Source organism: Clostridium sp. (assembly GCF_036642255.1).
Lineage (GTDB): Bacteria > Bacillota > Clostridia > Clostridiales > Clostridiaceae > Clostridium_J.
On the sequence record NZ_JAVWDJ010000002.1, the window covers coordinates 1 to 12,169 of the forward strand.

General features: G+C 30.0%; 13 protein-coding genes and 1 other annotated feature. Of the genes, 7 read left to right on the forward strand and 6 right to left on the reverse strand.

All coding sequences use genetic code 11. The annotated features are described in order from the left end of the window. Positions 1–170: 170 nt before the first annotated feature. Positions 171–683: a CDP-diacylglycerol--serine O-phosphatidyltransferase gene (gene pssA / locus RR409_RS00920; protein ID WP_332555832.1), complete on the forward strand. Its 513-nt coding sequence runs from the start codon at positions 171–173 to the stop codon at positions 681–683. A 40-nt stretch (positions 684–723) separates the two neighbouring features. On the opposite strand, the gene RR409_RS00925 is transcribed toward pssA, so the two are convergent. From RR409_RS00925 to RR409_RS00940, 4 genes are all read right to left on the reverse strand, one after another. After that, positions 724–1,053: a hypothetical protein gene (locus RR409_RS00925; RefSeq protein ID WP_332555833.1), complete on the reverse strand. Its 330-nt coding sequence runs from the start codon at positions 1,051–1,053 to the stop codon at positions 724–726. Positions 1,054–1,165: 112 nt separating this feature from the next. Next, on the reverse strand, positions 1,166–2,038 hold the full coding sequence (gene sdaAA, locus RR409_RS00930) for an L-serine ammonia-lyase, iron-sulfur-dependent, subunit alpha (protein ID WP_332555834.1): 873 nt from the start codon (positions 2,036–2,038) through the stop codon (positions 1,166–1,168). A gap of 4 nt (positions 2,039–2,042) precedes the next feature. Continuing rightward, a complete protein-coding gene (gene sdaAB, locus RR409_RS00935) occupies positions 2,043–2,723 on the reverse strand; it encodes an L-serine ammonia-lyase, iron-sulfur-dependent subunit beta (RefSeq protein WP_332555835.1) in 681 nt (226 codons plus the stop codon). Positions 2,724–3,126: 403 nt separating this feature from the next. After that, a complete protein-coding gene (locus RR409_RS00940) occupies positions 3,127–4,782 on the reverse strand; it encodes a nucleoside kinase (protein WP_332555836.1) in 1,656 nt (551 codons plus the stop codon). A gap of 242 nt (positions 4,783–5,024) precedes the next feature. Here RR409_RS00940 and RR409_RS00945 point away from each other — a divergent pair, with 242 nt between their 5' ends. The 3 genes from RR409_RS00945 to fba all read left to right on the forward strand — a co-directional run bounded on the left by RR409_RS00945 (position 5,025) and on the right by fba (position 7,342). Next, on the forward strand, positions 5,025–5,720 hold the full coding sequence (locus RR409_RS00945; protein WP_332555837.1) for a DUF421 domain-containing protein: 696 nt from the start codon (positions 5,025–5,027) through the stop codon (positions 5,718–5,720). Positions 5,721–5,757: 37 nt separating this feature from the next. Then, on the forward strand, positions 5,758–6,156 hold the full coding sequence (locus RR409_RS00950) for a DUF4363 family protein (protein WP_332555838.1): 399 nt from the start codon (positions 5,758–5,760) through the stop codon (positions 6,154–6,156). 238 nt (positions 6,157–6,394) lie between these two features. Next, entirely contained in the window at positions 6,395–7,342 is a 948-nt protein-coding gene (gene fba / locus RR409_RS00955) for a class II fructose-1,6-bisphosphate aldolase (RefSeq protein ID WP_332555839.1), read from the forward strand. Positions 7,343–7,409: 67 nt separating this feature from the next. Here fba and RR409_RS00960 read toward each other — a convergent pair whose 3' ends face one another. Together RR409_RS00960 and RR409_RS00965 are read right to left on the reverse strand one after the other, a co-directional pair. After that, on the reverse strand, positions 7,410–7,727 hold the full coding sequence (locus tag RR409_RS00960; RefSeq protein ID WP_332555840.1) for a YciI family protein: 318 nt from the start codon (positions 7,725–7,727) through the stop codon (positions 7,410–7,412). Positions 7,728–7,735: 8 nt separating this feature from the next. Then, positions 7,736–8,773: a nucleoid-associated protein gene (locus RR409_RS00965; protein ID WP_332555841.1), complete on the reverse strand. Its 1,038-nt coding sequence runs from the start codon at positions 8,771–8,773 to the stop codon at positions 7,736–7,738. Positions 8,774–9,169: 396 nt separating this feature from the next. Here RR409_RS00965 and RR409_RS00970 point away from each other — a divergent pair, with 396 nt between their 5' ends. Genes RR409_RS00970 through RR409_RS00980 form a run of 3 tightly spaced genes read left to right on the forward strand, consistent with a single transcriptional unit; the run spans position 9,170 to position 11,188 of the window. Beyond that, positions 9,170–9,718, forward strand: coding sequence for a CYTH domain-containing protein (locus RR409_RS00970; protein ID WP_332555842.1), 549 nt, complete (start codon positions 9,170–9,172; stop codon positions 9,716–9,718). Continuing rightward, positions 9,718–10,599, forward strand: a complete 882-nt coding sequence (locus RR409_RS00975; protein WP_332555843.1) for a DUF5685 family protein — start codon at positions 9,718–9,720, stop codon at positions 10,597–10,599. The genes RR409_RS00970 and RR409_RS00975 overlap by 1 nt, the downstream gene beginning before the upstream one ends. Further along, positions 10,583–11,188 carry a DnaJ domain-containing protein gene (locus tag RR409_RS00980; protein WP_332555844.1) on the forward strand — a complete coding sequence of 202 codons (606 nt, stop codon included), beginning with the start codon at positions 10,583–10,585 and terminating at the stop codon, positions 11,186–11,188. The genes RR409_RS00975 and RR409_RS00980 overlap by 17 nt, the downstream gene beginning before the upstream one ends. A 769-nt stretch (positions 11,189–11,957) precedes the next feature. After that, positions 11,958–12,162, forward strand: a binding site (T-box leader). The last annotated feature ends 7 nt before the right edge of the window (positions 12,163–12,169 follow it).

Here is a 12,169-nt window from a genome sequence, read left to right on the forward strand (position 1 = left end):
CATTATAAAATATAAAGATTTACATTATTTATTTTCATTAAATATATCTATAATTTTATATTTATGTTAGAATTGTAAATATATTAAATTGCTATTATCTGTTCTTTTATTCTAATACTAAAATGTCTATAATATATTAGTATTAAGATATTTCTTTGTGAGGTGATTAAATGAATAAATCCTCGATACCAAATACAATGACCTTCGGAAATTTGGTATGTGGTATACTCTCAATTCAATATACTATGTTAGGAAATTTTAAAGTTGCGGGTGTATTAATACTTTTAGCAGGTGTTTTGGATAGATATGATGGAACTGTTGCCAGATTTTTAAAAGTTTCAAGCGAGCTTGGTAAGGAGCTAGATTCATTAGCAGATTTAGTATCTTTTGGAGTAGCACCTTCATTATTGGCATTCTCATTATATCAATTTGACAATTTAGGAATTATAGGTTATATTTTATTAATTTTATTTCCTGTAGCTGGAGCTTTTAGATTAGCTCGATATAATTGTTCAGACTTCAATAATGTTTTTACAGGAGTACCTATTACAATTGCTGGAAGTCTGCTTGCAATAATTGCACTTCTTACTGAAACAAAAAACGTTCCTCAATTATTTCCAATTATAACAATTATTCTTTTGTCTTATTTAATGGTTAGTAAATATCAAATAAAAAAAAGGTGAGAAAAACTCTCGCCTTTTATTTTTATTTCTACAACTTTTACTAATTTTGTAATTTTAAATCTTCCGTTATTTCAGTTTCAATATAATCTACATGTATTTTATTACTTATTATTTCACTTTTCAATCTAGTGTAGCAGTTACAGCTATCTGTAGATACTTCCAGTGTGTCAATTACTCCATCAATTATATCTCCAAGGTCGCGAGCTCTTTTAAGAGCCTCCTTAATATCATTTTTGCTTGCTAAGGCAATGCCATTTAACTCATTTGCTCCACCGATTAACAATCTATATGAATTTACTAGTTTGCTTAATAAATCTGCTAAATTATTTACATCTTTATAATAGGTTTCCATTACTCTTCTATGCGCCATTCTCAACCACCCTATATATTAGTTCACAATAAATATATTAACTCACACCCAATTTTATGCTGGAAATTTGCACACCAATATATAGTGATTTAATACTATAGAGTTGAAAAATTTACTTTAAAATTTTATCTCTTAACCTTATTCCTGCTGGAGTTGTAGCAAGCCCACCCATAGCTGTTTCTCTTAATTCACTTGGAAGAGCTTTTCCTATTTTATACATTGATATGATAGTATCATCAAAAGGAATTTTACTTTCTACTCCCGCCATTGCAATATCAGCCATAGTTAAAGCACTAATAGCTCCTGCAATATTTCTTTTTGCGCAAGGAATTTCTACTAGACCAGCAATAGGATCACATACTAGGCCTTCAATATTTTTTATTACCATTGCTGCTGCTTGAAATGCCATTGAGACACTTCCTCCCATCATTTCTACAACTGCAGCTGATGCCATTGCTGCCGCACTACCGCACTCTGCTTGACATCCACCTTCAGCTCCAGCTAAAGTAGCATTTTTCGCAATTAAAACTCCCACTCCTGATGCTGCATATAGAGCCATTATCATTTCTTCTCTACTTTTATTTAGTTTCTCTCCTGCAGTTATGATTGAAGCTGGTATAATTCCGCAACTTCCCGCAGTAGGTGCAGCTACAATTTTACCCATAGCAGCATTTACTTCTGAACAGGAAAGAGCTCTAGCCATGGCCATGCCCATAAAATCTCCACATAGTGTCGCATTATTTTCATAATATTTTTTTATTTTAATTGCCTCTCCACCAATAAGCCCACTTATGGAATAAACTTCTCTTTCCATTGCTTCCTTAGAGGAATTCATCATTACCTCTAGATTTTTTCCCATCTTTTCAATAAGTTCTTCACGACTAACACCTGTATTCTCAATTTCTTCTCTAAGTGTATATTCAGCTATAGTAATATTATTACTTTCACATATATGTATTAACTCTGTGGCTTTACTAACAAACATTTTCTTATTCCCCTTTCGTTGGTGGTATAATTTCTTCTATGTTCTTTATGTTACCTAATTCTTTAATTTTATCAATAACCCCAGATTCTACTTTCCCATCTGTTTCTACCACCATAAATGCCTCTGACCCTTTTGCACTCCTATATACATTCATGAATGCAATGTTTATGTCTTCATTATATAGTAAGGTGCTTACCTTATGTATCATTCCAGGCACATCCAAATGTGTTATTATTAATGTAGGATATTCTCCGGTAAATTCTACCCTTTGGCCATCCACATCAAAAATTAATATATTGCCACCACCTACAGATGATCCTGTAACTTCTGAAATTACTCCATTATCTGACTTCATAATGAACTTTACAGTGTTTGGATGAACTTCACCTAAATCTGCTTCTTCAAAAGTAAATTCTAACTTCTTTTCTTTGGCGATATTCAATGAATCTCTTAAATCTTCATCCCATGGATCCATACCTAAAATACCAGCTACCAATGCCCTGTCAGTACCATGACCTTTATATGTTTTTGCAAAAGAACCATGTAATAAAAACCTAACTTCCCTAATCTCATTAGGAGCAATTGTAGCAGCAATTTTGGCGAGCCTTGCAGCTCCCGCAGTATGAGAACTAGAAGGTCCAATCATAATAGGACCGAGAATATCAAATGCACTATAATTTTTCATAAGTTCCTCCTATAAAATATATGTATTATATAATGTACAAGTCCGTTGCTTTCTGACTTAAATGAATGCTAACTTTTTATTAAGTGCATTCTGTTGAATATTCGCTTTAATTTAAACATATTTATATTTTGTAATGACTCTCGTTTTATTTTCCTTAAAAATCATTAAAAATAATCTTATAGTTATTATGTTTGTAACTATTTCTTTTATTCAAATCTTTATCCATGTTAAGTCTAACACTTTTTCTTTAAAAGCAACATTTATAAATTCATTAAATTCTTAATTTAAGTTATCTTTAAAGGTTTACATTTAATTAATTCATAGTTCTCCTATAAAAAGCTTTTTTTCTAAAAATGCTAGGGATAAAACCCTAGCATTTATTAACTATTTAAGTTTTATATATCTAATATTGATAAAAACAACTTCCCCCAATAAATTCTCTTACAAGTGAATTCGTTGGTACAAAATCTTTATCTACTTCTTTAAAAAAGTGAAGGAAGTTAATTAATCTTCTTGCTTCATCATAAACAGGGCTATTAGGTTGGATTTTATATAATTCAGTAAGTGCATATTTCTTCAGTACTGCTAATTCGTATATCACCGCCGAATTAAACATTGCATCTGCATCTTCTTGGAATACAAATATATTTTTATCTTCTCCTCGCCTAATTGACGGCCACATTTTTAAGGTATCCTCAACCCCATACCCTCTTGATAGATAATCTCTAACAATTCTTCTTATCATTCTTACGTCTGTAGTGGCTATTCTATTGTGGTCATCTAAGTTAATTTGAGTTAATGGACTTATATATATTTTGAATTTTTCATCGTGAGAAATAGATGACGTTAACATTTCATTAAGTCCGTGAATACCTTCCACTATTAAAACTCCATTTTCTGGTAGTTTCATCATGTGTCCATTCCACTCTCTTTCTCCGGTTCTAAAATTATAGGTAGGCAGTTCGGTTTCTCCTCCAGATAGTAAAATTTCCAAATGTTTATTAAATAATGCAAAATCCAGTGCATAGATGGACTCAAAATCTAGTTCACCAAATTCATCTTTAGGAGTATCATTTCTGTTCACAAAGTAATCGTCTAGGGAAATAGGTATTGGAATAAGTCCATTCACTCTGAGCTGTATCCCTAATCTCTTAGAAAATGTAGTTTTACCAGAGGAGGATGGGCCTGCAATAAGAACTAATTTTACAGTTTTCTTTTCGTGAATCTTATCTGCAACATAAGCAATTTTCTTCTCATGCAAGGCTTCTGCTATTCTAATTAAACTAACAATATCTCCATTTGTAATAACTTCATTCAAAGAGCCTACATCCCCAACATCTAATATATTTCCCCACTCTTCAGCTTCGTAAAAAATTTTTGCTAACTTTTTATGTTCTTCAAATCTAGGAATTTCAGTAGGGTTCTCTATTGTTGGGAATCTTAAAATAAATCCTGGTTCATAGTAAATCAAATCAAAATACTTTAAAACTCCTGTGGAATATGCCATAGGCCCATAAAAATAATCTATAGTTCCGTCTAATTCGTATATAGTAACACTTTCTTGGCTAACAAACTCAAGCAATTTTACCTTGTCAAACATTTCTTTTTGTCTAAACAATTCTATAGCTTCTTTTCGATCGTAAATTTTCTTAGTTATCCTAATATCATGTTCAATAACATCCCTCATATTCTCTTTAATTGAATAGATATCATCAATACCTAATTTAGGTTTTTTATGAATTTCCCCGAACAAACCTTTACTTAAAGAATGTTCTATTGTAATTTTTGAATTATTAAACAACTCAGTAGTTGCCTTAATTAAAACAAATTGAAGAGTTCTCATATAACACATCATTCCAAGCTTAGTTGAGATATCTATATATTCCAGAACTGAATCTTCTTCAATGCATTTTGAAAGCTCACTTAGTTTTCCATTAATTCTTACCATGACCACGGGTACTTTGCCTTCTAAATTATACTTTTTCATTATTTCATAGCAATTTAGTCCTTTATTCACTTCAATATTGTTATTTTTTACTGTTATCATAACTTTACTCATATGGTCACCTCGATAAATTGATTACTACTATTATATTTCCTCTTTTAAAAAATGTCTCTAATAATCTGAAAATAATATAGTTAATATTTCTACAACTAATATCTAACTAAGTACTTTTACTGATTTTACAGAAAAGTACTTTTATTCGTGTACTTGCAACATTAATAATTAAACTTTTTCGAGTATTAATAATTTTTATGATTTTGGAAGAAAATATACATATGAACACAAGAGGTGATGGCATGTTTAATTTAATAATTAGAACTTTTATTTTGTATATTTACTTAGTATTCATTATGAGACTTATGGGGAAAAGGCAGTTAGGCCAACTTCAACCTGTAGATTTAGTAATTGCTCTTATGATTTCTGAACTAGCAACACTACCTATGGAAGATAACAGGATACCGTTAATTTATGCAATTGTTCCAATATCAACCTTAGTATTACTTCAAATTATGACATCTGTAATTGAACTTAAAAGTGAAAAACTTAGGACTCTTTTAAACGGTGAGCCTAGCATACTGGTGAAAGATGGAATAGTAGATATAAAAGAGCTTAAACACTTAAGATATAATCTAGATGATTTATTGGAAGAATTAAGACTTAAAGGGTATTTTAATTTAAATGAGATACATTATGCTATGATGGAAACCAATGGAGACATATCAATAATACCCAAAACTTCATCCTCTCCTCCTAACAGAGAAGATATAAATTTAGATGTACAGGATGAACCATTGCCTATTCCTGTAATACTAGATGGAAATATAAACTATAGAAATCTTCGTCTTATGAACAAAGACATAATATGGCTGCAAAAAAAACTTAAAGAAAATAACGTAGAGGATCCTACTGATATTTTTGTAGCTATTTTATATTCAAAATCAGAAAAAATATTCTTACAATATAAAGATACTTCTTTAAAAATGAATAAATAGAGAAGATGTTCTAGGAAAACTAAAGGAGATAGATTGCATGAAGAACATAATAGTTTCCATTATAGTTTTTGTAGTTATGTGTGTTTGTCTTTTCTTCGCTAGCCAATATATTATATTAACTGCTGATAAACTTTTGGAAGTAGCAAATAAAATGGAGACCAATATTGTTGATGAGGCATGGGATGAATCTTATATTCGTTCCTTCGAACTTTTAGATATTTATGAGGGGCACATTAGGCATATGACTGTATTTGTAAATCATGTTAATGTAGATGTAATATATAGTGAAGTTATTAAACTCACTCAGTACTGCAAAGAGGAAGATAAACCTGAGGCCTTAGCCACACTTCACTTAATAAAAACCCTTCTTCAAGAGGTAAGACAAATGGAGCAAATAACGGTGAATAATATTTTCTTTATTAATTTAACTGAATAACAATGATCTTTTAAACAATTAATATCATCATTTAGTCAGCAACTTTTGATTTGAATTATAATGCTCATCTATTTATACTTTTTTATAATACACTCTTAGCATAAAAGGATCATAGAATTTTCCTTTGAAAATGTCATTAAAATAATTTGCATATTAGTAGAATTTGCACTTGATTTGATTTATAATAAATTTGTAGTAATGGTAAACATTGCATAAATAAATGAAGGGTGGAGTAATTATGGCATTAGTAACTACTAAAGAAATGTTTCGAAAAGCTTTCGAAGGCCAGTATGCTATTGGAGCTTTCAATATCAATAATATGGAGATTATTCAAGGAATAGTTGATGGAGCTAAAGCTCAAAATTCTGCAGTAATTCTTCAATGTTCTTCAGGAGCTATTAAATATATGAGACCAGAATACTTAAGACATATGATCCTTGCTGCTGTAGAAGAAAGTGGTGTTGATGTAGCATTGCATTTAGACCATGGTGATACTTTTGAGTTATGTAAGAAATGTATAGATATTGGTTTTACATCCGTAATGTTTGATGGTTCTCATTATGAATATGAGGAAAACATAAGATTGACTAAAGAAGTAGTAGAATATGCACACTCAAAAGGAGTAGTGGTGGAAGCTGAACTTGGAAAGCTTGCTGGTGTTGAGGATGAAGTTAGCGTGGCAGCTCATGAAGCTACTTATACTGATCCAGATCAAGCTGTAGATTTCGTAAAAAGAACTGGAGTAGATTCTTTGGCAATTGCTATTGGAACTAGCCATGGTGCTTACAAATTCAAAGGTGAAGCAAAACTTGATTTTGAGAGATTAGAAACAATAACAAGAAAATTAGAGGAAGCTGGAATTCATAACTATCCTATAGTTCTACACGGTGCATCAGCTGTTGATCCTGTATATGTAGAAATGTGCAATGATAACGGTGGAGAAATTAAAGGTGCTAAGGGAGTTCCTGCTGAAATGTTAAGAAAAGCTTCATCAATGGCTGTTTGTAAAATAAATATGGATACAGATTTGAGACTTGCTGTAACAGGTACTGTTAGAAAAGTATTTAGTGAAAAGCCATCTGAATTTGACCCAAGAAAATATCTTGGTGAAGCAAGAAAAAATCTTCAAACATTAGTAGAGAATAAAATTAAAAACGTTTTAGGATCAGTAGATTCAATGAAATAACTTTAAATTTCTAAAAGAGCTATAGATATTTTATCTATAGCTCTCTTGCTTTAATATTAAAAATGATTTAAAAACTCTTCATATCAATTTTATAAGGATATAATTCGCTCTTCATAATGTTTTCCTTTACAACTGGATCATTCTCCATAATTCTTTTAGCTTTTTCTTCTGTATAAGCCTTAATTATCACAAGTCCAAAGGTGTCCTTACTTAACCCCTCTGTGTTTCCAGCTAACACTAAATCGCCCTCATTTAAAAGCTTCTTCAAATATTTAAAGTGTTGTTCTACTATAACATTATCCTTTTGAGTCCAGTTATCTCCATTGGTAAGTCTTTCTGCTAATTTCAACACATAAATAAACTCTTTTTTACTATTTCTTAGCATAACATCACCTACTTTTCTACATAATTAAGTATATGTTTCAGTATCATATTGATACTCCCATCACCATTTCTTTGAATTTCAAACCTATGCATGTCATGATAGGCTTCTTCTGATATATATAAATCAATATCCTTATCTATTTTTAGTCTTATTCTCTTTAATTTTTTATCTACCCACTCTTTATCTATAGTAATGTTTTCACCAACTCCAGATTCAGTAGCAAAGGAAATAAAACTTTCTTTTATTTCCGGGGTTCCCTCAAAAATTTCTTCAGAAAATTTTTGTATATCTATTGAGTCCTCTTCTTTTAATTTTTTCTTAAGTTCCCTTCTAACAGTCTCCTGTTTATCTGCATTTTCGTTTAATGCATTTTGTGTCCACTTTTCAGCTACCTTAACAAAATTTTTAGTTTGATCTCTTTCGTTATCTACTATAGTACAACCAAGATAATTATCTATAAAATAATTAGAACCGTAGTCCTCATTATTCTTATTCTTACTTTGTTTATCAATAACCATTAAGTCATACTGATTATTTGCATTTATAGATCTTATGAATGCGCATTTTTGGATTCTAGAACTACTTGCAGGAAGTCCTGTAAACTGCGGTATAATATTAATTCCTATCTTATCTTCTACATATTCTACGTTATGCATATAGTTTTTTATATAATCCATCTTAAAGATACCTAAGAACATACCATATTCTGTGGAAAAGGACACTGTAACCAAATCACAAGATGGGATACTTCCTTTTGATCTCATTAAAATAAACATTTGGCGTGCAAGTTCTTTGGAAACATCTAAAATATTATTTTCTCCATTTAAATACTCTTGAGACAAATCCTTAACTATATTTCTCTCCTTATTAAAAAAAGCATATTTTAGTTCTTCATCCTTTAAACACCTTTGAATATGTTTCAGTAAAAAACTATGTGTTTCTTCATTTAAGTCTAGTGCATACTCATTTAAAATAGCACCATCTGCATTATTATCTAAAATATGAATTACTGCTTCATTAATATTAACTTCTCTTATATATTCCAAAATATTCCTCCTCAAAATAACCGTATAGATTTATATAAACCAGTTTAATTCATGGTTTTACTCAAAAAACAACTTAAAAACTAACTTAAATCTAAGGTTAATTTATCTATCTAATTATATAATTAATTCTTTCTATAATCCATAGCTTTATAATCTTTAAAATTTAATTATATTTTAATCTTACTTTAATCATACTTTAATTGAATTTATATATTATTTCTATATAATATAAATTATAGCAATTAAATTATTTAGTTAAGTATTCAATTTTACCATTTCTTGAGGAAGTTTAAATTACCCTATGGTTCATGAAATTTGTTGAAAACTTTGAAAATCGCAAAAATTTCTTATAAGGGTTGTTAGAAAAGAATGCTATATGCAAAAGGAGTGTTTCCCATGAAGGAAATGGAAACTAGAATCATTAAAATCGATGTTGATTTAATGAGAAAGAAACTAGAAGCCATAGATGCGGTTAAGGTAAAGGAAGAACATCAAATTAATAATATTTTCGATTTTCCTGATAGAAGACTTTTAAATAAAAAAGGATATGCTCGCATTAGGACAGTAGATGATACAATTCATGACTGCAAAGTTAATTATATGACAACAAAAAAACTTTTAAGTCAAGATAAATACAAGGTCATGGAAGAAAATGAAACTATCATTGAAAATCCAGAGCAAGGAGCATTAATTTTTGCTTCTCTTGGATTAGAGTTAGTAGAATCAATCAAAAAGTATAGAGAAAGCTATAAATATAAGAATTCTCTAGTAGAAATTGACATAAATGATAAAAGCTTCTGCCCTTTTCCTTACATTGAGATTGAATCAAATAATGAAGATGAAATCAGAGAAATTGTAACACTGCTAGGTTATACTATGGAAGACACAACTTCTAAGACAATTTATGAAATTTTAAATATAGAAGGCTCATTGAAAGGATTATAATGTTTGGATATGTGATGCCATGTAAAATGGAACTTAAGATAAGAGACTATGAAAAATTCAAAGCTTACTACTGTGGTTTATGTATGTCTTTAAAAAACAACCACGGAAATGTTTCAAGGTTTGCCCTGAATTATGATATGACTTTTTTAGGTATTTTATTAGATTCTTTAGATAAAGATAAAAATTCCTATGTAAATAATAGTTGCATAGCTCATCCTCTAAAAAAAAGGCTTAAAGTTGTAGATAGTAATGCTATAGATTATGCTGCTTTTTGTAATACTACTTTAATGTATTTTAAACTACTTGATGACTACAATGATAATAATTCAATAAGTAGCAAACTTCTATCCCTACCACTAAAAAAATTTATGAAAACCAGCGATAAGGGGTTCACAGAGTTAATAGATTATATGGAAAAGAAACTAAATGAACTATATGCCCTTGAAAAATCTAAGGAATCCTATAGCATAGATGAAATTAGTGATAAATTCGCGGATTTAACTGGGTTTATAATTTCTTATTATTATAAGGATGAAGAATTTAAAGAAACTTTATACACCTTAGGTTACAATCTTGGACGTTGGATTTATATTATTGATGCTTATGATGATTTAAAGGATGATATGGAGAAAAATAAATTTAATGCCATTAATATGACCCTTAACTCTAATAATTTACCTTATGAAGAATTTATCGAAGAAATACGAGAAAGAATTGAGTTCAACTTAATTCTTAGTGGTGATTGCTGTTTAAAAGCTTTAGAAAATCTTCCATTGGAAAAAAATCAAGAATTATTATATAATATTGTACAATTAGGTTTAATGGAAAAAATAGAAAGAATAAAAATGAGGAGTGACAATAAAGATGAGAAATCCCTATGAAATTTTAGGCGTTAGACAAGGAGCCTCTGAAGAAGAAATTAAGAAAGCCTATAGAGAACTAGTTAAACAATATCATCCAGATAAATATGAAAACAATCCACTAAAAAATCTTGCTGAGGATAAGTTAAGGGAAATAAACGAAGCCTATGATACCTTAATGAAAGGCTTTCAAGGCTCCACTGGCAATGGTGGATATTCAAATACTAGTACTGGAAACTATGGAACTAATAACAATATTTTTCAAGAAATACGTATGGAAATTAACAGAGGAAATTTAAATGGCGCAGAGGCTAAGCTAAACGCTATACCTAACAGAAATGGAGAATGGAACTTCTTAATGGGGATGATCCATTTTAGAAAAGGTTGGTTTGACAGTGCTTATAGATTATTTAATACTGCTTGTAGCATGGAACCAAATAATTTTGAATACAGACAAATGCTTAATGAATTAAATAATAGACAACAAAACTACAGACAAACCTATTACGGCAGAAGTGGTAGAAATGACGATATGTGCGGCGGTAATATGTGCTTAAAGATTTGGGCCCTAGACACCTGTTGCGAATGTATGGGTGGAGACTGTATATAATAAATCACATATAACTTAGATAATACTAAAGATATTTTTAGTCTTTAGTATTATTTAGCTACATTTTATGGTATAAGTATACTGCGTTCTCCAGGTAGGAGTCACCTTTACATAGAAATACTTTGTTAGGTGTAAAATCTCCTTACTGTAACAGCTTAACAAAAGAAACTTGATCATTATTAAGCGAAAGGATCGGTGACTGTTTTGAGTTCTATTAAGTCATCTTATGTTGCTAGAGGTGGCCTTTTTGTAACCATAACTCTAATAATACTTTACACTACCACCTTTCTTCAATTTAACACCTTATTTCTTATAGGAATAGCCTCTGCTGTTATTCCCTTATGTCTAATTAAAACTGATTTAAGAACCTCTATATTGGTTTATATTGCCTCCTGCTTACTTGGGTATTTCATACTTCCAATGAAATCAGTATGGCTGCTATACGCCCTTTTGTTTGGTCCTTATGGCATTATTAAATACTTAGTAGAAAGACTTAGAAATGTTCCCTTAGAAATCGTACTTAAGCTTTTTTACTTTAACTTATTGGCTTTATTAAGTTTTTATTTATATAAAACATTTTTTGTACCAAATTTCACCTTACAGTATAATATAATATTAATTATATTAGGTGCTCAATTTGCATTTTATATATTTGACTATGCTCTCACGGTTTTTATTAATACTTTTATGAAGTATAAGATTTAAAATCAATTATTGACAATATATTAGTTTTAAACTATAATCTTAATAACAATTTAGAAATTTAAAACTTATCGCTTTGAATAGGAATAGTAATATGTTATTTATTTTTAGAGAGCTACTGGTTGGTGTAATGTAGTAATAAATTCATATGAACTCGCCTAGGAGCTTACTTGCCGAAAAGCAAGTACGGTTTAAACCGTTATATTTTTTCAAGTGAGATTCTTTGAATCTAATTAGAGTGGTACCGCGGAACTATAGCTTTCGTCTCTTTACAGAGAT